Origin of the sequence: Brevibacillus sp. NSP2.1 (assembly GCF_000470975.2) — a bacterium.
GTDB classification, from domain to species: domain Bacteria; phylum Bacillota; class Bacilli; order Brevibacillales; family Brevibacillaceae; genus Brevibacillus; species Brevibacillus agri.
Window position 1 is genome coordinate 3,607,501 of the sequence record NZ_CP048274.1, and the last position, 25,486, is coordinate 3,632,986.

The following is a 25,486-nucleotide window of genomic DNA, read 5'->3' on the forward strand; positions in this document are numbered from 1 at the left end:
AGAAGTACCTTTTTCATCGGTCTGCCATCCTTCGTTCTTCATTAGTATCACCTGATAGTGTTCGGCTTCCAGCAGTCGACTATACTCCAAGCGAAAGAAAACTTCCCCCCTGGCTTTCCGCAAGCCCCGCTCGTATGCGAAAACGAAAGGCTTCGACCGTGTTTTTGGCGAAGCATCTTTGGAGGATAGCCCATGTCAAACAAAAAAGCCTCTGCCGGCACGTGGAATGGACAAATCCCACGGACAGCAGAGGCCTTCTCTTCTCTTTTCGTTAGGAAGTATAAGTCAGGACATGGAATCCATTTTTGCTTTGCACTTTCAAGGCAGAATGCTTATGCAAATAAGGCGAAAGCTCCACATACTCTTTTTCCCCGATCTCAGGATCTTTCAACAAGTGCGACAGGACAGCCGCCCTGATTTGCAATCCGTTGGTTCCTTGCTTGAAAAGCGGTTCCACGGTAGGAAACGGAATGCCGTTGATAACCGTATCGCCATCCTCATCGCTCAATTCCCACTGGCGAACATTCAGGGAGTGGAGAGCTTCGATCACTTGCGCCCCGTAATCCTCTACCAGTATGTCCGGCGTGAGTCCGATGTGATTGACGATCGTATGCTTGGGCGTGAAATACTCGTTCAGCGTCAGCTTCAACGCATCTCCCGCCGATAGCGGGATGACTTGCTGCGCGCTTCCTTTTCCGTACGTTTTAGTGCCGATCAGCTTGGCAATGCCGTGGTCGCGCAAGGCGCCAGACAAAAGCTCAGAGGCGGAGGCTGTTCCTCCATTCACCAAAATCCGCACCGGAACGTTGATATCCCGTCCGTTTCTCACCCATGTCTCCACTTCCACGCCATTGCGGTTCGTCGTGTACATGAGCAGGCCCTCTTCCATAAACAGGCTCGCGATGTCTCGCGCAGTCGCCAAATAGCCCCCGCCGTTGTCGCGCAAATCGAGCACAAGCCCGGTCAACGGTTTTGGTGAGCGAGCAAATTCCAGCAGCTTGTCGCGCATTTGCAAAGCGCCCTCGGAGCCAAATGTTTCGAGGCTGATGTAGCCAATGGACCCATCGGAAAAAAGCTGTCCTTCAGCTTCCGGAAGGGTCATCATCGCCCGTTTCAGCTTGACCTGAAGCTCGCGTTTTTCAGCGGGACGATAGACGGTCAGGACCGCTTCCGTTCCTTCCGCCCCTTTCAGGTAGGCGTACGACTCCTCGAAGCTTTTGCCCACAAGCGAAACCTCATTGACCTTTTGCAACTGGTCGCCGCGCTTGAGGACTGAGGCCGCAGCCGGGGAGCCGGGAACGATTTCGCGAATAATCAAATGATCGTTTTGCATCCGCAGACGAAAGCCGAACCCGACGAACTGATTCTCCACATCGGACTGGAACAGCCGCAGTTCGTCTGCTGTAAAAAAGACGCTGTGCGGATCATCGAGGGTCGAGAGCATGCCGTCGATCGCCCATACGTTCATCGAAGCCGCATCGAAGCCGCCTTTGCTTTGCCATTCCACAAGCCGCTGCTCCAACTCGTCCCATGTGTCGTCCTCAGGAGAGACGGCAAGCTGCAGCTTTTTGCGTTCCTTTGCCTGCTCGCTGACCGCTTGCAGCGCGCCTTTTACCAACTGCGCCGCTTGCGGCTTGCTCAGATGACTTTCCATGACGTGATAAAACACTTCTTCTGTTTCCACGTACGGATTTTCTGCTGCCTGGACTGGCGCTTGCCATGCCGATACTGCCAACAGGGCAGCCGCTAGCCATTGACTAAACCGCTTCATGGAGTCACCCCTTTTCGCACTTCATCAGGAATTGATAGTTTCACGTTTGCGGCGTAATCGTACCGATCCGTACCGGAATACGCGACATATTCATCGCTGCTGTAAATCTCTTCATAGCGCCACGTATGCTTGACGACGCGATCGCTCGCCCGGTCAATGTAATACTTGTTCATGAACAGCGGCACGTGTTTGACTTTGCCGCGCTCAAGCATGAGCGAAGCGGATTTTTCTTCGAGAGCGGCACCGGGTATCCACTCCGTAATCACGTCAATCTCCCCGAACGACTGCTTGAAGTAGCGGGCATGCAAAGTTTTGGCACGTTCCGCTACCGGAAGGGCACTGACCCATTCATGCAAAAAGTCGAGCTTGTCCGTCTTGTGCTGCTCCCATTTTTGCGATTCGGAGTCGTAGGAGTATTGGATATGTTTGCGACCGTCTGTATAGGTAGACAGCTTGTCGGACACGAGCTTTTGCGGCGATTGGTAAAATCCGTTGAGCTTGCTGATCTGGCTGCGCTGGTCGATCTCCTGCGTGTACTTGAAGGTGAACCCGCTGAGCACAGCTTCGCCCTTGACCTGATAGGACTCCGTGCTGTCCAGGCGGCGCAGCGAATAGCCGAGGTCGCTCACAATCGCCGTTTGCTCCTGCAAGGAAGCCAGCTCCTGCTGCAAAAGCTTGCCGAGCTGCACCATCCGGGTGTCTGCGGCGTTCGGCTTGACCGTTGCCAGCAGCGCTGCCGCTTCTTCCAGCCGTCCATCCTGATGCAAATAGTAGCAGGCGTTGAGCAGTGCTTCCGGATTGGCGGCGGCAAACTGCTTGTAGCGGCTCAGCGCTTTTTCCGTCTGTCCGCTCCTGATTTCCAGAGCCCCCAGGTAGATGGCAAGCGCCTCCCATTCTTTTGAATCCGGTTTGACTTTTGCTTCATACGTGCTCAAACGGTCCAGCACCTTGGCGAATTGCTGCGGGTCGTTTGCCCCGAGCTGCAGCGCCAGGTCATATACATTGGCGCTCAACAGCCGCAGCGTATCCGGCGCGATGACCTTGTCGGCGAAATAAGCGTCGATAGCACTCATCGCTTCATCGAGGTTGGCGGAAATCTCCGTCTCCGGGTCCCAGCTCAAATAAAAATGCAGCCCGATCCGGTTGTCAAACGAGGTCCCCAACAGCTTGCGCAGCACCTGAAACGTCTGATCCGTGTCTTCGTGGTTGCGAATCGCGTCCACGGCCTCCACGTACGCCTTTTCCTCTGTTGTTGACCAAATCGTATACGTTGCAAAATAAGGGAAAAGCTCCTCAATCTCCGGAACCATCGGAAACTTTTGACCATCGTAGTCCAACAGCGGCAGGATCGTGTCCTGCACCAAATACGTAATCATGCGATCGGCTGCTGCCGCCGCCTCGCCCCGCTTCAGCTTGTCTGAGCGTTCGCCTTCCAGCCAGCCCCAAGCCTTGACTTCTTCCCACGCTTTTGCGCTGTCCGGCGACATCGTGAACATTTGCATGAGCTTTGCCGCTTCTTCGCGGGTGATCGGCTGGTTCGGGTTCATCGCCTCGCCGGGAAATACTTCCTGGATGGCATTCGGGCCGTACAGCCTGTCCAAAATGACTGACACGCGCAACGTCGGGTTGTACATCCACGTCAGCCGATCGACGTCTTTATAAGGAAGGTACGGCTCATCGAACCCTTCTCCTTTTGACCATTCGGCATGTTCGGATAAAAACGTCAGCGGATACAACTGATACTGCCCGCCGTTGTACAAGCGATCCATCAAGGCCACAAATTCGGCGCGGGTCATCTCCCGATTCGGGTAAAACATCGGCGCATCCGCACCCGCTGCAAACAGCCCTGCCTGTACACCGCGAATAATGGATGCTTTCGCCCAATGCGTGCCAATGTCTTTGTAAGGCAGAAAGCCCCCAGCCGCTGAAGCGACGCCGGGGGTGAGCAGAGCAGCGACAAGCAGTCCGCTAGATAGCGTTCGAATTAGTTTTTGCACACAAAATCCTCCTACACTTCAACTGGACGGCAACCGTTCTTTTTTGCCGACATGTTCCTTACACAAATTGAAACGGATCCGTGTGCACAGCAGAGGCGATGACTTCGGTTTCGTAGCCGTTTGCTTTCAACTGCTCCAGCAAGTATTCCGCCAGTTTTTGTTTCATGATCTTTTCGATATTGTGGCCCGCGTCAATGATGGAAAGCCCGTCGGCCTGCGCATCGTGTGCAGTATGGTAGCCGATGTCTCCCGTCAGGAACACATCTGCGCCTTTGAAAATCGCCTTGGAAGCGAACGAGCTGCCATCTCCGCCGACGACCGCTACTTTTTTGACCGTGGCATCCAGATCGCCTACCACGCGAAGCCCTTGCAGCGAAAAGCGCTCCTTGACCAGCTCAGCCATTTCCCGCAGCGTCATGGGAGCAGGCAAGTAGCCAATGCGCCCGATTCCGTAAGCCTGGCCGGACTGTTCCAGGCTGATGATATCGTAGGCAACTTCTTCGTACGGATGAGCCGCGAGCATCGCTTTCAGCACCGCCGTTTGCTTGGAAGCCGGAATCACCATTTCGATGCGAACTTCCTCGACCGTCTCCAGCTTGCCTTGCGAACCGATATGCGGGTTGGTGCCTGCGCCCGGCAAAAAGGTTCCGGTTCCCTCCACCTGGAAGGAGCAGTGACTGTAGTTGCCGACATGCCCGGCACCCGCCTCAGACATGGCCTGGAAAACAGCGTCCTTGTGCGTGGCCGGTACGAAGACGACGAGCTTTTTCCACGCTTCTCGCTGCAGCACATCCAGCACGTCCACATCGACCAGCCCGATCGCTTCTGCCAGCCAGTCGTTCATGCCGCCCACCGCGACATCCAGATTCGTATGTGCCGTATAGACGGCAATGTCGTGCTTTATCAGCTTTTCAAAAACCCGTCCTGCTGCCAGATCGGTCCGCAAATGCTTGAGCGGGCGATAAATGACGGCGTGGTGTGCGACGATCAGGTCGACGCCTTCGGCAATCGCCTCGTCGACCACCGATTCGAGCACGTCGAGTGCGACCATCACTTTTTTCACTTTCTTTTGCAGCGTCCCGACATGAAGGCCGATTTTGTCGCCTTCCATCGCCAAAGCCTTTGGCGCCAAACGCTCTACGTACTGGATTACGGTTTGTCCGTGCGCAAGCATGCTATCACCTCATTGATCCATTTCACTTCTCGTTCGATTTCCGCAATTCGCTGGGCAGCTTCCGGCTTGTCCGAGCGCTGCAACTGGAGCAGGACCTTTTGCCATTTTTCAGCTTCGCTACTCCATTTTTCCAGGAGAATTTCTGATTTTTCTTCCCAGAGGAACGGACCGATCCTCAGGAGATCTTCTTGCGGACGATCTTTGTTTTCATAAGGAACAGTGGGAACGCCTCGTTCGGCCACCAAAATTTCGTAAATAATGCCGTCTTCCTTCAAAATGGTTTCGGCTACGAGCTGCCAGCCCTGATTCAACAGCCAGCGGCGCACCGCCTCTTCCCCGACATTCGGTTGCAGGATCAGGCGCTGTACGCCTTCCAGCTTGGGCAGTCCCGCCTCCAAAATGGAGACGATCAACTGTCCGCCCATTCCGGCGATGCAGACGACGTCGGCTTCGCCCGGTTCCAGCACGGCCAGTCCGTTTCCTTTTCTGACGGACGCGCGGTCTTTCACCTGCAAAGTATGTATTTGCTTTTTCGCTGCCTGAAAAGGTCCTTCGTTCAGCTCGCCGGCAATGACGAACGAGGCGATTCCTTTCACAAGCAAATAAGAAGCCAACAACGCATGATCCGACCCGATGTCGGCGACGCGGGCTCCTTCTGGACAGTAGCGGGCAATCGTTTGCAGCCGCTTGGAAATCGTTAATGATGTCATCTTTGTTTTCACCTTCCGTTGCCTCTATTCTACCCTATTTGGCAGCAATTGCGAAATGCAAATTACGTGACAACGCCCGCGCAAAGAACGACAAAATCCCCGCTGATCTGGCAGCGAGGATTCCAAATGTTCCAAAATTTGTTAGCAGCCGATTTCCCTGGCGATGACATTGCGCAAAATTTCCGAGGTGCCCTCGCCGATTTCCAAAAGACGCGCATCGCGGAAAAAGCGTTCCACCTGGTATTCGCGCATGTAGCCGTATCCGCCGTGGATTTGAATGGCCTGGTGAGTCGCGGACATGGCGACTTCCGAAGCGTACAGCTTCGCCATCGCGGCTTCTTTCGTAAATTTGCGCCCGTGGTCTTTGAGCCAGGCTGCCTTGTACACCATCGTCCGAGCCAGATCAATCTGCATGGCCATGTCAGCCAGCTTGTGCTGAATCGCCTGGAACTGACTCAAGGAATTGCCGAAAGCCGTGCGCTGTTTGGCGTATTGCAAGGCCTTGTCGTAAGCGGCCTGTGCGATCCCGACCGCCATCGCCCCGATGCCGATGCGCCCGCCATCAAGCGTAATGAGAAACTGCTTGAAGCCTTCGCCGCGTTTTCCGAGCATGTTTTCTTCCGGCACCCGGACATTTTCCAGCACCAGCTCTGTCGTATTGGAGCTGTGCAAGCCGAGCTTTTCGTAATTGGCCAGCACGGTAAAGCCCGGCGCATCGGTCGGGACGATAAAGGCGGAGATCCCTCTCGATCCTTTGTCTTTGTCCGTCACGGCGGTCAGGGCCAGAAACGACGCGTAAGAAGCGTTCGTAATAAAACATTTGGAGCCGTTGATGAGCCACTCCGAATCGGACAAGACGGCTGTCGTCTTCGTCCCGCCTGCATCCGAGCCGGCGTTTGGCTCCGTCAGGCCGAATGCCCCAAAGCTTTCACCGGAACAGATTTTGCTCAAATATTTTCGCTTTTGCTCTTCCGTGCCAAAAAGGTGCAGCGGAGCGCCGCCGAGCGAAATGTGCGCCGAATACGTAATGCCCGTCGAGCCGCAAGCACGGCTAAGCTCCTCGACAACGATGGCGAAGCTCGTGGAGTCAGATCCGCCGCCGCCGTACTCTTCCGGAAACGGCAAGCCCATCAGGTTCAGTTCGCTCATCTGCTTGAATATTTCGACAGGAAATTGCTTGGTGCGGTCACGTTCATCTGCGCCAGGTGCCACGACTTCATCGGCAAACTCCCGCATCATTTTTTTGAGCATTTGCTGCTCTACCGTCAGATCAAAATTCATCTTTTGCTACCCCCTTGAAAACGCTTTAGTAGTGAATGGGCAAGACTTGTACCGTTATGACTGAGCGTTTGTTCAGAATGCTCCTTCCATTATACACCATGAAAGGCTTGTTTGTGTGATTTCCGCAAAAAAAACACGCCTAACGTTGGCGTGCTCCCACGAGGATCGCTCCCAAAAAGGCCAGAGCGCCCAGTATGTACCCGATGCTGTATGTTTTGACTCCCATAAGCTGTGCAGCCGTCTCTCCACCCAAAAAGACGACAGCCAGCAAGATTCCGATCAATACTTTCCACTTGCTCTCCATTTCCCTCACCTCATTTTCTCTCTCCCCTCATTGTAGCAAATCGGACAGGCGAAAAAAATGGGGCTGCCTTACAGTCTGAGCCATGTGTACCAATAGCCGCGCGTAAAGAAAAACAGCGCCGAGGCTAAAAACACCTTGATGAACAGCAGCAACTGGATCATGTCTCTTTTCGCTTCGGCAATATACAGCGCCTGAATCTCCGCGCCAAAAAAGGAGATGAGCCCGCACACTGCGAAAACCCCTGCCCACTTCGGGTTGCCGTTGTTCATTAAAAAGCCGAGTCCCGTCAAAAGGCAAGCGAGAGGCACCCAGTACAGCTCCGATTTCCACCACGTGTAGTCCTCCCCTACTCGCTGCACAGTCGCAAATCCGTACAGGAGCGCCAGGCCGAGCATCCCGCAATAAAGCAAGTAGGCGTAGCCAAACAGGAAAGCACTTACGCACAATAGCACGCAAATGAAGCCCAAATACAAGAGGACCAGCGGCATGGAACCGTTCAGCTTTTGAATGCAATATATTCCACCCGCAATTAACAGAATAAAGGAAATCATGAGAAACAAATGCGTCAATGGCGGGGCTTGGCGGCGAAAGCCGAGTCCTAGAATATAGAAAATGAGAGCGAAACAGGCAAAGATGGCAATTTGCATTGGGGTCGTAAAACGGTTAAAATGAAAAGCAAGTAAGATCAAACCAGCAATAACAAAGGCGCCAAGGAGCCAGGTCATCACCATTTTTCCCGTAATCGGAGCTACTTGTCTGGTTGCGTAGGCATAAGCGGTGGATGGTGACGAGTTGCCTGTCGCAACCCCTGCTCCCGTTCCCAACGTCGCATCCGTTCTCTTCTTTTCTCCCCTGCCCGCGGATGCCGTAGAACTCGTACTCGGCCGATCCCCTTCTGTGTACAGGTTTAACAGGAAAATGCAGTAATGTTCAGGCAGCAGGTGATTGCGCCGCCAGTTTTCAATTTCGGCTATGATGGTTCGCTTGCGCTGGTCGTCCAACGCGGCCCCTCCTTACTCGTGAAAGAAAATGATGGTGGAAAACGAAAAGCCTACGTCGGCTAAAACGTAGGCCTCATACTCCTTATATCGGCTATTCCAGGAAATCTTTTAAGCGTTTGCTTCGGCTTGGATGACGAAGTTTTCGCAGCGCTTTTGCTTCGATCTGACGAATGCGCTCGCGCGTTACGCCGAACACTTTGCCAACTTCTTCCAATGTGCGCGTGCGACCGTCGTCGAGGCCAAAACGCAGGCGAAGAACGTTTTCTTCCCGATCAGTCAAGGTGTCCAGAACGTCTTCGAGCTGCTCTTTCAACAGCTCATACGCCGCTGCATCCGAAGGCTCCAGCGCGTCCTGGTCCTCGATGAAATCGCCCAAGTGAGAGTCGTCTTCTTCCCCGATTGGCGTCTCCAAAGAAACAGGCTCTTGAGCAATCTTCATGATTTCTCGAACCTTTTCCGGGGTCAAATCCATTTTTTCCGCGATTTCCTCTGGCATCGGCTCGCGTCCTAGCTCCTGGAGAAGCTGCCTGGAAACGCGTATCAGCTTGTTGATCGTTTCCACCATATGCACCGGAATCCGAATGGTCCGCGCCTGGTCCGCAATTGCACGGGTAATGGCCTGGCGAATCCACCATGTCGCGTACGTACTGAACTTGTAGCCTTTGCGGTAGTCAAACTTTTCCACCGCTTTAATCAGACCCATGTTCCCTTCTTGAATCAGGTCGAGGAACAGCATGCCGCGGCCTACATAGCGCTTGGCAATCGAAACAACCAGTCGCAGGTTGGCCTCAGCCAGTCTTCTTTTCGCTTCCTCGTCACCCTGTTCAATGCGCTGGGCCAATTTAATCTCCTCTTCAGCGGAGAGCAGAGGAACACGACCAATTTCTTTCAAGTACATCCGTACAGGGTCATTGATCTTAATTCCAGGCGGAACGGAGAGATCGTCAAAGTCGAATTCTTCGTTGTCCTCGTCCTTCATAATCATTTCGTCGACTTCATCGTCGTCGTCGTTCTCGTTGTTGTTGATCTCGATACCTTGATCGCCCAGGTATTCGAAAAACTCATCCATCTGATCCGAATCCTGCTCGAAACCTGCCAGGCGATCCGTAATTTCCTTGTACGACAAAACGCCGCGTTTCTTGCCTAATTCGACCAACTGCTCCTTCACTTGTTCGATGGACATTGCTTCCATGTCAGAAGTGATATTTTGCTTGTTCATCTACTTTCCCTCCTTCCCCGGGAATGATCTGAAGCTACCCTTCTTTTAAAGCATTTTCCAATTCAAGAATCTTCATCCCTGTTAAGGCAGCTTGAATTTCCAGTTGTTTGCGCGCATCCTCGCTGTCCGCTGCGGCCGCTTGGAGGTGTAAGCTCCGCTGCTCTTCGCGCAATCGTTCCAACTCGGCACGCTTCGGGTAGTTATTCACTTGTTTGATGTAGTCACCGATCTCTAAATCAGATACGTCTTCCTTGCACTCCATCATGGCCAATCCCGAGGCTAATTGCTTTAACAAATCGTCTTGCACGTAATGTATGAACCCTCCAGGGTCTTCCGGGTTTCCCTCTGCGTAGTAGGCGTACAGGTAGGCAGCCAGCGCGTCGTGTTCGTCCACTTGAAAGTGGGCGCTGCATTCCTCCTGGACGCGGGCGGCTATTTCTTGATTCCGCATCATGTAGTACAGCAGCATGCGCTCAGCCGTATGGTAAGCGGGCGGCAGTGTTTTCGCGAGCGTAACTTTGCCATTATTTATACTATTATTCCATGCTGGCGACACTTTATCCCTTTGCCGTTCACTTTTTTGCTGTTTGTAAACGCGCTTGGCCTCCCACTTGAGATCGCTGAGCGTCAGGGAGTATTCATCCGCCAATTGCCGCAAATACATATCCCGTTCGACCGGGCTTTCCAGCTCGTTGATGATTTCAACGGCCTTGGCAATCAAGCGGGCCTTGTCCGTCTCATCATTTATTACGATCTGGCTGCGTAAATGTTTCAAGCGAAAAGCCGTAATCGGCATCGCCTGCAGCAAAACCTGCTGAGAAAAGGCTTCAGCTCCGTACTGGCGGATGTAATCATCGGGGTCGACTCCCTGCGGCAAAGGAGCTACCCGAACGATGAGACCAGCCTGCTGCAGTATGTGGATCGCCTTGCTTGTCGCCTCCTGACCGGCAGCGTCTCCGTCATAGCAAAGCACAACCGAATCGACATTGCGCCGAATCATTCTGGCCTGCTGCTCCGTCAGGGCGGTGCCCAGCGTGGCGATTCCTTGGGGAAAACCCGCCTGCCATGCCGAGATGACATCGACATATCCTTCAAACAACAGTGCCTGCTTCCTCTTTCTAATATATGGACGGGCACGGTGAAGGTTGAACAGGGTAGCGCTTTTGTTAAACAAAAGGCTTTCCGGGCTGTTTAAATACTTGGGTTGAGACTTCGGCTTTGAGCCGTCCAACAGGCGGCCGCCGAATCCGATGACATTTCCCTGGGTGTCGTGGATGGGGAACATGATCCGTCCCCGAAAGCGATCGAATACTTTTCCTCCATCGCTTTTCGCCAAGAGTCCGGCCTCCACCATCAACTCCTGGGAAAACTCCCGCTTTTTTAAAAACTGCGTCACAAAATCCCAGGAATCGGGCGCAAAGCCGATCTGAAACTCGGCAATCGTCTGCATAGACACTCCGCGCCGTTCGAGGTACTTCATCGCCTCCACGCCATATGGCGTCTCCGTCAGCACGTAGTGGTACAGCTTTGACACAAGCTGATGCGCTTCCTGCATGGCTTGCTTGGCGCGTTTTTCAGGAGATTCCTCTACTTGCTGTGTCTTGGGCATCTCGATCCCGGCACGCTCCGCCAATTTGTGCAGTGCCTCTGGGAACGTCAGTTGCTCCAGTTTCATTAAAAAGGAAAAGACATCCCCACCTGCCCCGCAGCCAAAGCAATGGAAAAACTGTCGCTCTGCATTCACATTGAAGGAAGGGCTCTTTTCAGAGTGAAACGGACATAGACCGAGAAAGGCACGACCGCTTTTTCTCAGTTGAACGTACTCTCCTACAACGTCTACGATGTCGACAGCGGCACGCACTTGATTCACAAATTCATCTGAAGTGGGACCTGTCATGTCTTTCCACCTTTTTAGGAGAATCGCACGATGAGATTATTTAGTTCGTCAAAATTCGTCAAATTCCTTCTTTGTCTCGAACTTCTTTTCTTCTTTTCTACTTTTCCACATTTCCGCAAGCAATAAACGCTGTTGCGCTCCATGTATGAAAAGCTTTCGCTACTCGTTTTCTACAAAAGTCGCCAAATCCCTTCTTTTGGCCTATTTTCTTTCGTTGCGGAGGTTGTTTTTGCGAATCATCTCCAAAATGATGTTGGCCGTTTCCTCCACAGCCTTGTTCGACACGTCGATCACCTTACAGCCCAGACGGTCGATAATCCGCTTGGAGTAGGCCAGCTCTTCCGCAATCCGGTCGAGATTGGCGTAGTTGGCTTGCGCCGTCAATCCGAGCGCTTTCAGTCGCTCGGTGCGGATGCCGTTCAACTGCTCCGGATTAATGGTCAACCCGACACACCGTTCTGGCGGGAGCTGGAACAGCTCTTCCGGCGGCTCCACCTCCGGAACGAGGGGAACATTCGCCACTTTCAGGCGCTTGTTCGCCAAGTACATGGAGAGCGGTGTCTTGGAGGTGCGCGATACCCCGATCAAAACGACGTCCGCGCGCAAAAGCCCGCGCGGGTCGCGGCCGTCGTCGTATTTGACGGCGAACTCGATCGCGTCCACCTTGCGGAAGTACTCCTCGTCCAGTCGACGCACAAGCCCTGGCTTGCCTGTCGGCGGCTCCTTGAGCATGCCCTGTAGCGTGTGCATGAGCGGGCCCATCACATCAATCGCAGGAATGCCGTGCAGGGCCGCTTGCTGGGTAATGTACGCGTTCAGCTCCGGGATTACCAGAGTAAAGACGATCATCGCTTTCGATTCCTTGGCGGAAGCGATGATTTCGTCGATGGATTCCTTGTCTTCTATGTAGGGATACTTTTGCACATCAAACAAAAAACGGTCAAATTGGCTGGCTCCAGCGCGAACGACCAGCTCGGCCGTTTCGCCGATGGAGTCTGAGACCACGTAGATGAGCTGTCCTTGTTGGTTACCTTGCATCCATTCTCCTCCTACACTTTCGGCTCGCTGCCCAGTTCTACAAATGCTTTGGCGATCGTCGTCTTCGTAACCCGTCCCATCAACTCCATCTGCTTCGGATCTTCGTCACTGGGTCGCACGACAGGCAAGGAATCGATCTGGAAATCAATCAGCTTTTTCGCTGCCGCGTACAAGGTTTCCTCTGGCCCGCAGGTGATGATGTTCGGCATCCGCGACATGATGATGCTGACTGGCACATCCTCCAGCGTCTTGTTGCCGAGGGAAGCGCGCAAAAGGTCCTTGCGTGAGATGACGCCAGCTAAATACCCTTTTTGGTTGACAACGAACAACGTCCCGACATCCTCCAGAAAGAGGGTCACGATGGCATCGTAAGCGGAGGCGGACTCGGAAACTACGATTGGCACTGCCTTGTAGTCATTGACAATAAGCTTGTGAAGCCGTTCACTAATGACGGAGCTTGCAGGTCGGCCGGCATAAAAATACCCGACCCGAGGTCTGGCTTCTAAATATCCTGACATCGTGAGGATGGAAAGATCAGGGCGCAACGTAGCGCGAGTCAGATTGAGACGCTCCGCGATATGCTCCCCTGTAATCGGTCCGTCATCCTTCACTATCTGTAAGATCTGCTCTTGACGCTTGGTAAGCTCGATGACCAATCACCCCGGTTCTGTCTTTACCTCTTCCTAGTATTACTCTATTCGACCGGATATTCCTTCTTTCGCGCGGAAAAAAGGTGCCCCCGTCTCATTTTAAGACGGAGGCACCAGCCTATTTGTTTTTTACGCAAACACAATTTTTGCAAAGTCGGCGTAGCCGTTCAAAAGACGGGAGATGCGAAGCAGCAAGCCCAGGCGATTGGCGCGAACCGCCTGATCTTCCGCCATGACCATCACCTTGTCGAAAAAGCCTTGAATCGGCTCGCGCAGCGTGGAGAGCGTCGCCAAAATTTTCTCCTGATCGGCGAGTCCCTGCACTTCGCTTTCGACGGACTGGTAAGACTGATACAGGTTGCGCTCGGCTTCTTCGGCAAACAGCGCTTCGTCCACGCTGTCCGCTTCCGCTTTTTGCGCCAGGTTGTTCACCCGGTTAAACTGCTCGACGATCAGCTTGAAGTCTTCGGCCGAGACAGTCGCCATCAATGCCTTCGCTTTTGCCAGCACGTCAGGCACCCGCGTCAAATCTGCGCTCAGCACGGCATCCACCACATCGTAGCGGACTCCGTTTTCCTGCAGGACGTTTTTCAGGCGCAGAGCGAAGAAGTCGACCAAGTCCTTTTTCACTTCTTCCACGGTACGTTTGCTTACGCCCTGTGCCGCATAGCCTTCCAGCGCCGCATCCCACAGTTCGTCCAAAGACAGTTGCCAGTTGCGTTCCAGCAAAATGGCGACGATTCCCGCCGCCATCCGGCGCAGGCCGTACGGGTCTTGGGAGCCTGTCGGCACGATGCCGATGGAGAAGCAGCCGACGATCGTGTCGAGCTTGTCAGCCATGCTCGCGATCGCGCCTTGGGCAGAGGCAGGCATGAGGTCCCCGGCAAAGCGCGGCAAGTAGTGCTCGAACACGCCGCGCGCCACGAGGTCGGACTCGCCTGCCTTGCGGGCGTAATCTTCACCCATGATGCCTTGCAGCTCAGGAAACTCGCCGACCATGTTCGTCACGAGGTCAAACTTGGCGATTTCGGCGATGCGGTCTACTTGCTTGGCTTCTTCGGCAGTGACGCCGAGCTTGCTTGCGATCAGTCCCGCCGTCTTGCGGACGCGGCGCACCTTGTCGCCGATCGTTCCCAGCTCTTCATGGAACACGATCGTCTCCAGGCGCTTCAGGCAGCTTTCGATGGACAGCTTCTGGTCCTCTACATAGAAGAAGCGGGCGTCAGAGAGACGGGCACGCAACACTTTTTCGTTTCCTTTTGCGACGTTCTCCAGCGCGCGGCTGTCGCCGTTGCGCACGGTGACAAAGTGGTTGAGCAGTTGGCCTTGCGCGTTTTCCACCGGGAAGTAGCGCTGATGCTCGCGCATGGAGGTGACCAGAACCTCACGCGGAATCGTCAAAAACTCCGCTTCGAACGTGCCGTAGAGTGCGGTCGGATACTCCACGAGGTGAACGACTTCATCGAGCAGCCCCTCATCCATCGGAATCGTCCAGCCGTGCTCCTGCTCCATACGGCGGATTTGCTCCACGATCAACGCCCGGCGCTCTTCCGGATTGACAATGACGTGCTGCTCGGCCAGCTTGCTCACGTACTCGCCCGGGTTGTTCAACGTCACTTCTGTGCCCAGGAAGCGATGGCCGCGGGAGACGCGACTGCTTTTGACGCCTGCGATTTCCAGGTCAATCAGCTCTTCGCCAAACAGGGCAACGAGCCAGCGAATCGGACGAACGTATTTCAAATCTCTTGCGCCCCAGCGCATGTTTTTCGGGAAGCTCATGCCCGCGATCACATCGGCGAGCTGCGGCAAAATTTCCGTCGTCGCCTTGCCTGCCTCCGCTTTTCTTGCATGTACATACTCCACGCCGTTTACTTCCTTGAAGTACAGGTCGTTCGGGTCGACGTTGTTGCTGCGCGCAAAGCCAAGCGCTGCCTTGGTCCAGTTGCCCGCTTCGTCCTGGGCGATTTTTTTGGCCGGACCTTTCGCTTCATCGTTGCGATCCGGCTGCTTTTCCGCAAGGCCGTGGATCAGCAAGGCAAAGCGGCGCGGCGTTTCCAGCGCCGTAATCTGGTCAAATGGCACGCGTTCTGCCGTCAGCCATTTTTCCACTTTTTCCTTGAATTGCGATGCTGCCAGTGCCACAAACCGCGCTGGCATTTCTTCCAGACCAACTTCTACGAGCAAATCGCGTTTACTCATTTGTATCCTCTCCCTTCACCTGTGCCGTCTGTTCCTCTTGTCCGCCTGCTTTTTTCAGCAGCGGGAAGCCGAGACGCTCGCGCTCCGCGTAGTACGTTTGCGCTACTTCACGCGACAGATTGCGGACGCGGGCGATATAGCCTGTACGCTCGGTCACGCTGATCGCGCCGCGGGCGTCCAACAGATTGAACGTGTGCGAGCATTTCAGCACATAGTCGTACGCCGGGTAGACGAGACGCTCCTTCATCAGTCGTTTTGCCTCTGCTTCGTACGTGTTGTAGAGGGTAAACAGCATGTCTGTGTCAGACAGCTCGAACGTGTATTTGGAGTGTTCGTACTCCGGCTGCAGGAACACGTCTCCATACGTGAAGCCGTTGCACCATTCCAGGTCGAACACGTTTTCTTTTTCCTGAATGTAGGAAGCCAGCCGCTCCAAGCCGTACGTCAGCTCGACCGCTACCGGCTTGCACTCCAGGCCGCCCACTTGCTGGAAGTAGGTGAACTGGGTGATTTCCATGCCGTCCAGCCAAACTTCCCAGCCGAGCCCCCACGCGCCCAGACCCGGGTGCTCCCAGTTGTCCTCCACGAAGCGGATGTCGTGCTCCAGCGGCTCGATGCCGAGCTCACGCAGACTTTCCAGATACAGCTCCTGGATGTTGTCCGGCGACGGCTTCATGATGACCTGGAACTGGTGGTGCTGGTACAGGCGGTTCGGGTTTTCGCCGTAGCGGCCATCCGCCGGGCGACGGGAAGGCTCCACATAAGCGACATTCCACGGCTCAGGGCCGATGGAGCGCAAAAATGTCATCGGGTTGAGTGTCCCCGCCCCTTTTTCCACGTCGTACGGCTGCACGATCAGGCAATTTTGCTTCGCCCAAAAGTTTTGCAGCGTCAAAATGATGTCTTGAAATGTCATTTTCATGCTTTTTCCTCCTCCAAAAATAAAAACCTCCCGCCCGCTACACTGTCGCAAAAAGCAACAGTGTAGGGACGAGAGGATTCTCGCGGTTCCACCCTACTTGGCGAAAAAGTTCTTCGCCCACCTTGTCAAGATCAAATTGCTCCGGAACGCCCTTCATCAGCATGGTGACCGGGCTTGCACCGTCCCCGGTTCGCTTCTGGCACACAGTGGCCGACTACTCTTTTCCTTCATGGCAACATTCGGTATGTAAGTTTGCTACCTATCATAACGAAAAGAAAATCGGATGTCAATCAGTCACTGTCCGGCTGCGCCATCCTTTCCATTCGCTCAAGCTGTTCCAGAAAGGCGCGACTTTTCAGCCGCAGATCGAGGTGCTCATCCATGAAGCTGCGGATGACATGCTTGAGCTGGCTGCGCGTCGCCGGCTTCACCTCGATATCGCCGAGCCGCTCCAAATCAAAGACCTGGAACAGCCGCAAAAGCTTCCAGGTAGAGGGCGTAACCGCCAAAGCATACGGATCAAAAGGCTGACAGGACGGACACAACAGTCCCCCCTGCGACACGCTGATCGCGTACGGCTCCCGCTGCTGTCCGCAGTTCGCGCAAGCTGACAACTGCGGGGAGATTCCGGCCACGCTCAACATCTTCATCTCGAAAATGCGGCAAAGAATTTCCGGGTCCACCCCTTCATCCAAGTAGCGAAACGTCTGAAGGAGCAACTGGAACAAAAAAGGATTCGGCTCCCTCTCGTGTGTCAATCGATCCAAAAGCTCCGCTATGTAAGCGGCATAAGCCGTCGCCGTGAGGCCCTGCCGCATATCCCGAAACGAATCCAGTATGTCCCCCTGTGACAAATCAGGCATTCCTGCTCCGGGTCCTGCTTTGCACAGAAAGTAGCCGTGCGAAAACAACTGGGAGACGGCGGCAAGACGGCTCTTGGTCTTTTTTGCACCGCGCGCCATCACGCCAAGCTTGCCGTTCTCCCGGGTAAACAACGTCACCACTTTGCTGGACTCGCCGTAGTCCACGCTGCGAATGACAATCCCTTCCCACTTTACAAGCATGCCTGCGAGTCACCCAATTCTTCCTGGGCGAGATCAAGCAGCGCGTCTTCCGAGGAGCCGTCTGCCTGATGGTGATCGCGGTAGAGAAGGTAAGCATGGATGTCACCGGTTGAAGCGAAAACTCTCCAAGAAAAGTCACGAAGCATGGAGCATCATCCTTTCCTGTATCGGGTCTCTCCACTTCCTTCTTAGAATCACCTGCGCCCGTTATTCTATGCCTTGGAAAAATTAACACGAATGAAAACGAAGGACACTGACCCGGCTGTTATTCCTCGTCAAAAAAGCCGAAGTTACGCAACATGCGCTCCTGGTTGCGCCAGTCCTTTTTCACCTTGATCCACAGCTCCAAAAACACTTGATCGCCCATCAAACGCTCGATGTCCTTACGCGCCCGTCGGCCGATCTCTTTGAGCATCTGGCCTTTTTGCCCGATCAAAATGCCGCGCTGCGAATCGCGCTCGACGTAGATCGCAGCGTAAATGTACAGCGTTTTCCCGTTTTCGCCGCGCTTCATTTCTTCCACGACGACGGCGATCGAGTGCGGCACTTCCTCGCGTGTCAGGTGCAGCACTTTTTCCCGAATCAGCTCCGCTACGACAAAGCGCTCCGGGTGATCGGTCACCTGGTCGGCCGGGTAGAACATCGGGCCTTCTTCCATTTCGCCCATGATCGCTTCGGTCAACGAACTGGTGTTGTTGCCCTGAAGCGCCGAGATCGGAACGATCTGCTTGAAATCGTACAGCTTGCGGTAGTCGTCGATGATCGGCAGCAAAGCTTCCGGATGCACCTTGTCGATTTTGTTGATGACCAAAAATACCGGGGTCTTGACTTGCTTCAGCCGCTCGATGATGTAGTCGTCACCTGCGCCGCGCTTTTCGGTCGCGTCGACGACAAACAGCACGAGATCGACTTCGTTCAGCGTGTTTTCCGCAACCGAAACCATGTAGTTACCGAGCTTGGATTGCGGCTTGTGAATGCCCGGCGTATCGAGGAAGATGATCTGCCCGTCTTCCGTCGTATGCACGGCGGTAATTTTGTTGCGCGTCGTTTGCGGCTTGTTCGACATGATCGCGATCTTGTGGCCGACGATGTGATTCAAGAGCGTCGATTTGCCCACGTTCGGTCTGCCGACAATCGAAACAAACCCTGATTTGAATGACTTTTTGGTCTTGCGGTTATCCACGTAAATCCTCCTTGGAAAATGCCCCTGGCAACAGGGCAGATACTGTCGTTTCCTCCACGTCCCCTTTGAGGTTGGTCAAATACACCGGCATGTCCTGCGGGCACAGCTCGGCGATCACCTGACGGCAAGCGCCGCACGGAGACACCGGCCCCGGCGTATCTGCTGCCACCGCCAGCGCCTTGTAGGTGCGATCCCGCTCGGAAAACGCCTTGAACAGGGCGGTACGCTCCGCGCAGTTGCACAGCGAGTACGCGGCATTTTCGATGTTGCCGCCCAAGTAAACATTGCCGCTCTCGCACAGCAGCGCAGCTCCTACCTGAAACTTGGAGTACGGCACGTACGCCAGCTCCCTTGCTTCGATGGCTTTCGCCAGTAACGCTTGTTTATCCATTCTCATCATTCCTCTTATACGTAGTCTCTACCACGATTTTTCGCGAACCGGAAAAAACGCGCCTGCCCCTGACGAAGAGAAGCCAAGAGACCAGACTTCATGGCCTCCCAAAAAGGCTCGTCCGGTCAGTCGTCTATTCGGGGCCTGTCAAACGTCCGGCTGGGACATGCCGCAGGCTAGCCCGCTATTTTTTGCAGCAAAGGCGGCCCGAAGACAGCCATGCCGATAATGACAGACAAAATCGCCGCCACCAGCACAGCCCCTGCGCACGCGTCTTTGGCGATTTTCGCTTTTTCGTGCCAGTCTGGAGAGGCGAGGTCGACGACTGCCTCTACAGCCGTATTCGCCAGCTCCAGCGAAAAGACAAGGCCGATAGAAAAAAAGACCAGCAAAACATCGCTGCGCGGGATGTGCAGCCACCAGGCCGCCGCCAGTACGATTACAGCAGCGGCTACGTGGATTTGCATGTTTCGCTGTGTCTTTACGGTGTGCCCGATTCCTTGCAAGGCGTAGCCGAAGCTTTTCGCCATTCTCCGGAATTCCTTCAACGTGATCTCCTACCTCGTCAAGCCGATTTGCTCCAATACTTTTTCTTGACGGGAAAACATTTCTTTCTCCTCTTCCGGCGTACCGTGATCGTAGCCGAGCAGATGGAGAAAGCCATGCACAGCGAGAAAGCCCAGCTCTCTTTCGAAGGAGTGGCCGTAATCCTCAGCTTGCTCACGCGCTTTTTGCACGGAGATGATAATGTCTCCAAGCATATTTGGAACTTCGTCCGCTTCGCTCTCGTCGAAGAAGATTTCCATTTCGCCCTCACCCGGTTCGTTCATGGCGAAAGACAAAACGTCTGTCGGACGATCCACGCCGCGATAGTCGCGGTTCAGCTCGTGAATCCGCTCGTTGGTGACCAGCGTAACGACTACTTCTCCCTGTACGTCCTCCAGCTTTGCGCATGCTTCGAGACAGTCGGTCAGCAGTTTTTGCAGGCTTTCATCAAGCGGTTCGATTTCTTCATGGAGGATTTCTACAGATAGCACAGATGAACAATCTCCTTTTTTTTGCAAACGCGATTTATCAATAGCCGTGATCGGCTTCTTCCTTGGCATAGGCCGCGATAATTTTTTGCACCAGGCTGTGTCGCACGACATCCCCTTCTTGGAAATGGATGAAGGCTACGTCCGGTATCCGGTTCAAAATCCGCTCCGCTTCGCGCAGTCCGGACTTTTTGCCTTTGGGCAGGTCAACCTGTGTCACGTCACCCGTAATCACCATTTTGGACCCGAACCCAAGCCTGGTCAAAAACATTTTCATTTGCTCGGGAGTGGTGTTTTGCGCCTCGTCCAAAATGACGAACGAGTCTTCTAGAGTACGACCGCGCATGTACGCCAGCGGAGCGACTTCAATCAGTCCGCGCTCCATCATCTTGGCCACCTGCTCGGTGCCAAGCATGTCATACAAGGCGTCATAGAGCGGACGCAAATACGGGTCTACCTTTTCCTGCAGATCGCCAGGCAAAAATCCAAGGCTCTCTCCCGCTTCCACAGCCGGTCTGGTAAGAACGATCCGTTTGACACGTCCATTTTTCAACGCGGTCACTGCCGTAACCACCGCCAAATACGTTTTTCCCGTTCCGGCAGGCCCGATTCCGAAGACGATGTCGTGCTTCTTGATCGCCGACAAATAGTGCCGCTGGCCGAGCGTTTTGGCCCGGATCACCTTTCCGCGCTGGGTGCGTGCCACTTCCTCATCATAAACATCCAGCAGTTGCGCTGCTTCTCCCCGGCCGACGAGCATCATCGCATACGAAATGTCGCGCTCGGACAGTGCAATTCCTCTGCGGATTAGCTGCAGCAAAATGCCAATCAGCTCCGTCAGCTTATCCACTTCCGGCTTGTCGCCGCTAATGACCAGTTCGCCTTCGCGGGTCATGATTCGGGCAGGACTTTTTTCCTCGATCAGCTTTAGGTACGCGTCGTGCGGTCCAAACAACAACAAGGCCTCAGATGCGTCTGAAAACGGGATTCTTACCTCATCTTGTACGTGCAACAGGCTTCCATCTCCTTGCAACGGTTATCAGCAATATGACGTCACGGATTGCCATTGTTCACGGGTGCCTGGGGGATGATCGGCTGTTCAACGGCAATTTCTTCAATGACGGAAAAATGAATGCTTACGTAAACTTTACCATTCTCTGCGGTGACGTGCAAAACTTTTTCGTCCTGAATAAACGCATCTTTACCAGCTTTTTGCAAAATGTCTGCTCTGGCGAATTTTTTCGCTATCTCCGTCGCCTCTTCTGCGCTCAATTGCTTCGTAATCGGCTCGATTTGCGTGTACGTGACCGTTTTCCAGCCGATCGGCGACGTGTACCCGGCGTAAGAGGGGACGTACCGTTTTTCTTCGGTCTGGGCATCGGCAAACCCTTCCTTGTTGAACGGCCACACCTGGATCGCGTACGGCCCCACCAGCAAGTACTGCTGCTCCTGGCGCTCTCCGGTCAAGCGGTAGAGCGTTTGCTTCAGCGGCACCGAGGTGTTGCTGACATACCAGACCTCCCCTTGCACCTTGCCGCGCGCCGAAACAGCCTGCTGGCGCTCTTCGTTGCCGATAATGCCCGAGATAAGCACCTGGCCTTTTTCGACGAGCTGGTTGTTCGTCACCTGGCTTTTGCCCACTTCGGGGAGAATTTTGTGGATGACCGCGCGCTTTTTCGCCACGAGATGGCGCGGCCCCGTCGCTAGCGGCTTGACAGGCGCTTCCTTCTCCACCACTTGCAGCCTGACCTTCGTGCCCTGGATGTCGATGCCGACCCAGGCCGCTTCCGGCAGCAGGCTCAACAGCTCTTTTTGCAAAAGCAGCGGTTCCTTTAGTTTGACCTTCCAGGCCCCTTCTTTAATCCCGATCTGATCGGCGGCTTTAATCACCCGCGCCGGATCAATATGCTTGGTTCCGGTCACCTCGACGCTCCAGACAAACGAGGAGAGCATGTACAATCCGATAAAAAACAAAACCGCGCCAATAGCCAGTCCCGCGCGCCTGCGCACGCGCAAGAGCCAAAAAGGCAGGCCGTCCCTGTTTTCCACATGGCTGCGACAGCCTGTCTCCTTCAACAGCGGCCGCAGGCGAAAATAGTCGCGAATCAGTATATCGCAGCGGCTCACCTCCGAACCGACCCTGCGAATATTCCAGATTCGGATGCCATCCCGTACGGCCATATTCAGCAAACGCTCAAAACGCTTACCCCGTACGGTGATGGTGATGTGTCCATCTACCCATTCCTTGAGTCCGTTTCGCATATGTGCCGTCTCCACCTTTCTTTGTGCTACGAGCCCTGCGGCCCCGTCTCCAAAAATTTGACCCCGCCAATTCTTCCTTCGAGTAGCACTTCTTCCGGCAAAATCGCTCTTATGACAAGCTGTTCGCCTGAGACAATCATCTGCCCGTTTGTCAACAGCAAGCGCAGCTCATGTTCGCTGAAATGCAGAACACCGCGATGATTCTCTATGTACATTTGCAAGTGACCGATCATCGTAATGCGCGGGACTTCCAGGACCACATCTTGCGGCAGATCCAACACACCTCCGGCCAACTGGCGCAGACGGCGGCTCCAACGCTTCATGGATAAGCCCCCCTTCTACTGGCGCACGCGCCTTGTTTTCTACAACGGGTCATGCCAAAATCGCTTCCGGGCATCTGGTGCAATATCATTCTTACCTATGCGTATGCGAGCGAACTGTGCGGCATTCATACGAAAACCTGCGCTTTCGCATTTCCAAAGAGGGGGCAGATTTTTTTGCGAAAAGGGGCGTGGACAACCAAAAAAAGACCTCCGTCACTCGGGAGTCCCAAGTGCCAGAGGCCTATCGCTGCTGTTCTTTCTCAAGGAAGGCGGACAACTGTCGTTCGCTTCGTGTAAGCACCTTCCATTTTTTCAAGACGCGCTTTACTTTTTCCGCGGAGCACCCGCAAGCAATGGCCGTTTCGTAGATGGATTTCTTTTCAAAAATGGCAAGCCGAATCACTTTTTGGCGAAAGCGCCCCATTTGCTCAAAGATTTGCTGATTCATTGCTTGTCCACTACCCCTTATCTTTATTGGAACAAATTTCTATACTTTCAGGATAGTCAACCGCCTTGATGGACACAAGCCCAAGTTTTCGACAAACGCAATTAGGATGTGTCTGAAAACTCATTATTGAGTTAGTTTAAAGATGGACGCGACATATACAAACGCTAGGAATGATTTGGCCAGCTTGTCGTAACGAGTAGCGATTCGTCGAAAATGTTTGATTTTATTGAAGAAGCACTCCACCAAGTGCCGTTCTTTATAGCGGTACCAATCCACTTTCCAAGGATTTTTATTATTCGCTTTAGGCGGGATGGTGTACGCTGCCTGCTTAGCCGTAATCCAATGCCGAATGCCTTCTGAGCCGTAGGCTTTGTCACCAACAATATGGCTTCCCGTAAGATCAAACCCTTGAAGCAAATTGATCGCTGGAACGGAATCATAGACGTGCCCCCCCGTGAGAAGAAAAGCGAGGGGATTCCCTAATCCATCGACGACGGTATGAAGTTTGGTTGTCTTTCCGCCACGGCTGACGCCTATGTGCTGATTTACTTCGTGTCCTTCTGCGTTTTTTTAGCACCCGCACTGTGTTGATGAGCTTTGACCGATGTAGAATCGATGCTCAAGTTTTCAAAGTCAGGTTCTACGTGAAGAGCTTGGAAGATGGCGACAAGTAATCCGGTATCTCTCCACTTGCAGAAGCGACTGTAGACCGTTTTCCATGAACCATAACGTTCTTCCGGCAAATCTCGCCAAGCCGCACCACTTCGGGCAATCCAAAGAATGGCATTAAACATGGTACGATTACTTAATTTGGACGGACGTCCTGTTCGATAGGGGGGGAACATGTCCTGAATTTGTTCCCACTGTTCATCGTTTATTTCGTACCGTCTTTGAATCATGCTCGTTGCTCCATTCGTTTTTCCTAAATCATACCACATTTTCTTTAGTTTTCAGACACGTCCTAGAAAACTTGGCTGCGCCAATGGCTTGGCGCAGCCTTAGTTGCCCTTATACTGGATAAGAATCTTAGAAATTTTTATCTGTACAAAAAAACAGGCGAACATGACGTTCACCTGTTTTCGCTTGGCCGCTACTTGGCCGATTTGCGAGAGCGCTCGGCGAAATATGGCGCTTTGGAGCGCGGCTCGCCGAAAATCAGCGCCCACTTCATGCCTTCACGCGGATCGACGGTGCTGGCAGGCTGCGGCTTCGCTCGCTGTGGAGCCGACTGTGCCGCCGCCGCAGACAGGCGAATCGTGGAGCCTGTCGAAGCGCGTACAGGTTCCGAAAATGCCCATTCCTGCTCCACTCCGACGCCTTCCATCGATTCTGTGTCTCGGTCCATCGGCTCGTATTTGGCGGAGGCTCGCACCGTTTTCCGCTCCTCCGTCACAGCAGGCTCTTGCCTAGCCCATGGCGTCTCGACAGGCGTAAGGGGGCGGTTCGGTCTCCCTTGCGACATCTTCTTCCCTTTGCCGCCCAATCCAAGCAGCTTGTAGCCGATGTAGCCCAAAATGATAAACCAGTACTTTCCAATCAGAGGCAGAAGCCAGCCAAACAAGTCAAAGAGGAGATCCAAGAGATCGTCCATGGCGATCGCCCTTACTCTTTCTTGTCAGGCGAGGCAGGGTCCTGTTTGTCTCCTGGATGCCCGAACGATTGGCGCATTTGCGTATCGGCTGCAATGTTTTGCAGGTTGTAGTAATCCATGACGCCCATTTTGCCGCTGGTCAGCGCTTCTGCCAAAGCAAGTGGAACCTGTGCCTCTGCCTCTACTACTTTCGCTTTCATTTCCTGTACGCGAGCGATCATTTCCTGCTCTTGGGCAACCGCCATCGCGCGGCGCTCCTCCGCTTTTGCCTGGGCGATGCGCTTGTCGGCTTCGGCCTGGTCGGTTTGCAGTTGCGCCCCGATGTTTTTGCCTACATCGACGTCCGCGATATCAATGGAGAGAATTTCGAATGCCGTTCCTGCATCCAGACCTTTGTTCAGTACGGTTTTGGAGATGAGGTCCGGATTTTCCAATACGTCCTTGTGGCTCGCGGACGAACCGATTGTCGAAACAATCCCTTCCCCGACGCGGGCGATGATCGTTTCTTCCCCCGCACCACCGACCAGACGGTCAATGTTGGCGCGTACCGTTACTTTTGCTTTTGTGCGCAGCTCGATACCGTCTTTGGCCATGGCTGCTACGACTGGCGTTTCGATAACTTTCGGGTTCACGCTCATTTGTACCGCTTCCAAGACGTCGCGCCCTGCCAGGTCAATCGCTGCGGCGCGCTCAAAGCCGAGCGGAATATCTGCGCGCTGCGCGGCTACCAATGCGTCCACGACACGGTCTACGTTACCGCCTGCCAAGTAGTGGCTCTCCAACTGGTTTGTATCCAACTGCAAGCCAGCTTTGCGCGCCTTGATGAGCGGATTTACGATGCGCGACGGAACGACGCGGCGAAGGCGCATGGCGACGAGCGTAATAATCCCGATGTTCACGCCCGAGGCGAGCGCGGAAATCCAGAGCATCACGGGAACAAACGAGAAGAAAATCGAGAGAGCTACGATGGCGACCGCCACCATAAATATGAGAGGTATCAATCCACTTTCCAACATGTGCAGTTCAC

General features: G+C 54.0%; 28 protein-coding genes (1 of these 28 cut by a window edge). All 28 read right to left on the reverse strand.

The window, feature by feature from the left end; genetic code table 11:
* On the reverse strand, positions 1-17 hold the start of the coding sequence (locus M655_RS17510; RefSeq protein WP_005833025.1) for an alkaline phosphatase family protein. It extends 1,468 nt beyond the left edge of the window; 17 of the gene's 1,485 nt are visible here — the first part of the coding sequence; its start codon is at positions 15-17; the stop codon falls past the left edge of the window.
* Positions 18-271: 254 nt separating this feature from the next.
* Positions 272-1,771 carry a S41 family peptidase gene (locus M655_RS17515; RefSeq protein ID WP_005833027.1) on the reverse strand — a complete coding sequence of 500 codons (1,500 nt, stop codon included), beginning with the start codon at positions 1,769-1,771 and terminating at the stop codon, positions 272-274.
* Complete coding sequence (locus M655_RS17520) at positions 1,768-3,768, reverse strand: S-layer homology domain-containing protein (RefSeq protein WP_007777610.1); 2,001 nt, start codon at positions 3,766-3,768, stop codon at positions 1,768-1,770. Before M655_RS17520 ends, M655_RS17515 begins: the two co-directional genes overlap by 4 nt.
* A 58-nt stretch (positions 3,769-3,826) precedes the next feature.
* Complete coding sequence (locus M655_RS17525) at positions 3,827-4,942, reverse strand: Nif3-like dinuclear metal center hexameric protein (RefSeq protein WP_025844847.1); 1,116 nt, start codon at positions 4,940-4,942, stop codon at positions 3,827-3,829.
* Positions 4,918-5,652 (reverse strand): tRNA (adenine(22)-N(1))-methyltransferase, encoded by a 735-nt coding sequence (locus M655_RS17530; RefSeq protein WP_025844849.1) that lies wholly within the window; start codon positions 5,650-5,652, stop codon positions 4,918-4,920. The genes M655_RS17525 and M655_RS17530 overlap by 25 nt, the downstream gene beginning before the upstream one ends.
* 141 nt (positions 5,653-5,793) lie before the next feature.
* The gene (locus M655_RS17535; RefSeq protein ID WP_005833035.1) at positions 5,794-6,933 is read right to left on the reverse strand and encodes an acyl-CoA dehydrogenase; all 1,140 of its coding nucleotides are present in this window, start codon (positions 6,931-6,933) and stop codon (positions 5,794-5,796) included.
* A 139-nt stretch (positions 6,934-7,072) separates the two neighbouring features.
* On the reverse strand, positions 7,073-7,237 hold the full coding sequence (locus M655_RS17540; protein WP_005833036.1) for a hypothetical protein: 165 nt from the start codon (positions 7,235-7,237) through the stop codon (positions 7,073-7,075).
* 68 nt (positions 7,238-7,305) lie between these two features.
* Complete coding sequence (locus M655_RS17545) at positions 7,306-8,238, reverse strand: hypothetical protein (protein WP_005833038.1); 933 nt, start codon at positions 8,236-8,238, stop codon at positions 7,306-7,308.
* A gap of 91 nt (positions 8,239-8,329) precedes the next feature.
* On the reverse strand, positions 8,330-9,457 hold the full coding sequence (rpoD, locus tag M655_RS17550) for an RNA polymerase sigma factor RpoD (RefSeq protein WP_007777605.1): 1,128 nt from the start codon (positions 9,455-9,457) through the stop codon (positions 8,330-8,332).
* 34 nt (positions 9,458-9,491) lie between these two features.
* Positions 9,492-11,354: a DNA primase gene (gene dnaG, locus M655_RS17555; protein ID WP_026558438.1), complete on the reverse strand. Its 1,863-nt coding sequence runs from the start codon at positions 11,352-11,354 to the stop codon at positions 9,492-9,494.
* 201 nt (positions 11,355-11,555) lie between these two features.
* Positions 11,556-12,392, reverse strand: a complete 837-nt coding sequence (locus M655_RS17560) for a pyruvate, water dikinase regulatory protein (protein ID WP_005833044.1) — start codon at positions 12,390-12,392, stop codon at positions 11,556-11,558.
* A gap of 11 nt (positions 12,393-12,403) precedes the next feature.
* Positions 12,404-13,048, reverse strand: coding sequence for a transcriptional regulator CcpN (gene ccpN / locus M655_RS17565; protein WP_005833046.1), 645 nt, complete (start codon positions 13,046-13,048; stop codon positions 12,404-12,406).
* Between the two features lie 123 nt (positions 13,049-13,171).
* The gene (gene glyS / locus M655_RS17570) at positions 13,172-15,241 is read right to left on the reverse strand and encodes a glycine--tRNA ligase subunit beta (RefSeq protein ID WP_026558439.1); all 2,070 of its coding nucleotides are present in this window, start codon (positions 15,239-15,241) and stop codon (positions 13,172-13,174) included.
* Entirely contained in the window at positions 15,234-16,163 is a 930-nt protein-coding gene (gene glyQ, locus M655_RS17575; protein ID WP_005833048.1) for a glycine--tRNA ligase subunit alpha, read from the reverse strand. The genes glyS and glyQ overlap by 8 nt, the downstream gene beginning before the upstream one ends.
* Before the next feature lie 37 nt (positions 16,164-16,200).
* Positions 16,201-16,368, reverse strand: coding sequence for a hypothetical protein (locus tag M655_RS17580; protein WP_157179490.1), 168 nt, complete (start codon positions 16,366-16,368; stop codon positions 16,201-16,203).
* A gap of 85 nt (positions 16,369-16,453) precedes the next feature.
* A complete protein-coding gene (recO, locus tag M655_RS17585; RefSeq protein WP_005833050.1) occupies positions 16,454-17,227 on the reverse strand; it encodes a DNA repair protein RecO in 774 nt (257 codons plus the stop codon).
* The gene (locus M655_RS17590) at positions 17,218-17,373 is read right to left on the reverse strand and encodes a YqzL family protein (protein ID WP_081414799.1); all 156 of its coding nucleotides are present in this window, start codon (positions 17,371-17,373) and stop codon (positions 17,218-17,220) included. Before M655_RS17590 ends, recO begins: the two co-directional genes overlap by 10 nt.
* A gap of 119 nt (positions 17,374-17,492) precedes the next feature.
* A complete protein-coding gene (gene era / locus M655_RS17595; protein WP_005833053.1) occupies positions 17,493-18,410 on the reverse strand; it encodes a GTPase Era in 918 nt (305 codons plus the stop codon).
* The gene (gene cdd / locus M655_RS17600) at positions 18,403-18,801 is read right to left on the reverse strand and encodes a cytidine deaminase (protein WP_005833055.1); all 399 of its coding nucleotides are present in this window, start codon (positions 18,799-18,801) and stop codon (positions 18,403-18,405) included. Before cdd ends, era begins: the two co-directional genes overlap by 8 nt.
* Positions 18,802-18,977: 176 nt before the next feature.
* Complete coding sequence (locus M655_RS17605) at positions 18,978-19,349, reverse strand: diacylglycerol kinase family protein (protein WP_007777594.1); 372 nt, start codon at positions 19,347-19,349, stop codon at positions 18,978-18,980.
* A gap of 9 nt (positions 19,350-19,358) precedes the next feature.
* Positions 19,359-19,838 carry an rRNA maturation RNase YbeY gene (ybeY, locus tag M655_RS17610; RefSeq protein WP_005833060.1) on the reverse strand — a complete coding sequence of 160 codons (480 nt, stop codon included), beginning with the start codon at positions 19,836-19,838 and terminating at the stop codon, positions 19,359-19,361.
* A gap of 37 nt (positions 19,839-19,875) precedes the next feature.
* Positions 19,876-20,847 carry a PhoH family protein gene (locus M655_RS17615; protein WP_005833062.1) on the reverse strand — a complete coding sequence of 324 codons (972 nt, stop codon included), beginning with the start codon at positions 20,845-20,847 and terminating at the stop codon, positions 19,876-19,878.
* A gap of 41 nt (positions 20,848-20,888) precedes the next feature.
* Positions 20,889-22,097 (reverse strand): sporulation protein YqfD, encoded by a 1,209-nt coding sequence (gene yqfD / locus M655_RS17620; protein ID WP_007777588.1) that lies wholly within the window; start codon positions 22,095-22,097, stop codon positions 20,889-20,891.
* Positions 22,098-22,123: 26 nt separating this feature from the next.
* Positions 22,124-22,420 (reverse strand): sporulation protein YqfC, encoded by a 297-nt coding sequence (gene yqfC, locus M655_RS17625; protein ID WP_007777585.1) that lies wholly within the window; start codon positions 22,418-22,420, stop codon positions 22,124-22,126.
* A gap of 241 nt (positions 22,421-22,661) precedes the next feature.
* Positions 22,662-22,868, reverse strand: a complete 207-nt coding sequence (locus M655_RS17630; protein WP_005833066.1) for a hypothetical protein — start codon at positions 22,866-22,868, stop codon at positions 22,662-22,664.
* A gap of 123 nt (positions 22,869-22,991) precedes the next feature.
* Positions 22,992-23,767 (reverse strand): IS5 family transposase gene (locus tag M655_RS17635; protein ID WP_170206163.1). Its coding sequence is split into 2 segments (ribosomal slippage): positions 22,992-23,440 and positions 23,440-23,767, totalling 777 coding nucleotides; the frame shifts between segments, so codons are not numbered across the junction.
* 191 nt (positions 23,768-23,958) lie between these two features.
* Entirely contained in the window at positions 23,959-24,459 is a 501-nt protein-coding gene (locus tag M655_RS17640; RefSeq protein ID WP_026558440.1) for a hypothetical protein, read from the reverse strand.
* Between the two features lie 11 nt (positions 24,460-24,470).
* Positions 24,471-25,475 carry a flotillin-like protein FloA gene (floA, locus tag M655_RS17645; RefSeq protein WP_005833071.1) on the reverse strand — a complete coding sequence of 335 codons (1,005 nt, stop codon included), beginning with the start codon at positions 25,473-25,475 and terminating at the stop codon, positions 24,471-24,473.
* Positions 25,476-25,486: the final 11 nt, after the last annotated feature.

Excerpts from the sequence above, each read along its gene's own strand:
- M655_RS17515 (WP_005833027.1), bottom strand. The coding sequence starts at position 1,771 with ATGAAGCGGTTTAGTCAATGGCTAGCGGCTGCCCTGTTGGCAGTATCG.
- M655_RS17525 (WP_025844847.1), bottom strand. The coding sequence starts at position 4,942 with ATGCTTGCGCACGGACAAACCGTAATCCAGTACGTAGAGCGTTTGGCG.
- M655_RS17530 (WP_025844849.1), bottom strand. The coding sequence starts at position 5,652 with ATGACATCATTAACGATTTCCAAGCGGCTGCAAACGATTGCCCGCTAC.
- M655_RS17535 (WP_005833035.1), bottom strand. The coding sequence starts at position 6,933 with ATGAATTTTGATCTGACGGTAGAGCAGCAAATGCTCAAAAAAATGATG.
- M655_RS17540 (WP_005833036.1), bottom strand. The coding sequence starts at position 7,237 with ATGGAGAGCAAGTGGAAAGTATTGATCGGAATCTTGCTGGCTGTCGTC.
- rpoD (WP_007777605.1), bottom strand. The coding sequence starts at position 9,457 with ATGAACAAGCAAAATATCACTTCTGACATGGAAGCAATGTCCATCGAA.
- dnaG (WP_026558438.1), bottom strand. The coding sequence starts at position 11,354 with ATGACAGGTCCCACTTCAGATGAATTTGTGAATCAAGTGCGTGCCGCT.
- M655_RS17560 (WP_005833044.1), bottom strand. The coding sequence starts at position 12,392 with ATGCAAGGTAACCAACAAGGACAGCTCATCTACGTGGTCTCAGACTCC.
- glyS (WP_026558439.1), bottom strand. The coding sequence starts at position 15,241 with ATGAGTAAACGCGATTTGCTCGTAGAAGTTGGTCTGGAAGAAATGCCA.
- glyQ (WP_005833048.1), bottom strand. The coding sequence starts at position 16,163 with ATGAAAATGACATTTCAAGACATCATTTTGACGCTGCAAAACTTTTGG.
- recO (WP_005833050.1), bottom strand. The coding sequence starts at position 17,227 with ATGCTTGTAAAGTGGGAAGGGATTGTCATTCGCAGCGTGGACTACGGC.
- M655_RS17590 (WP_081414799.1), bottom strand. The coding sequence starts at position 17,373 with ATGCTTCGTGACTTTTCTTGGAGAGTTTTCGCTTCAACCGGTGACATC.
- cdd (WP_005833055.1), bottom strand. The coding sequence starts at position 18,801 with ATGGATAAACAAGCGTTACTGGCGAAAGCCATCGAAGCAAGGGAGCTG.
- yqfD (WP_007777588.1), bottom strand. The coding sequence starts at position 22,097 with ATGCGAAACGGACTCAAGGAATGGGTAGATGGACACATCACCATCACC.
- yqfC (WP_007777585.1), bottom strand. The coding sequence starts at position 22,420 with ATGAAGCGTTGGAGCCGCCGTCTGCGCCAGTTGGCCGGAGGTGTGTTG.
- M655_RS17630 (WP_005833066.1), bottom strand. The coding sequence starts at position 22,868 with ATGAATCAGCAAATCTTTGAGCAAATGGGGCGCTTTCGCCAAAAAGTG.
- M655_RS17640 (WP_026558440.1), bottom strand. The coding sequence starts at position 24,459 with ATGGACGATCTCTTGGATCTCCTCTTTGACTTGTTTGGCTGGCTTCTG.
- floA (WP_005833071.1), bottom strand. The coding sequence starts at position 25,475 with ATGTTGGAAAGTGGATTGATACCTCTCATATTTATGGTGGCGGTCGCC.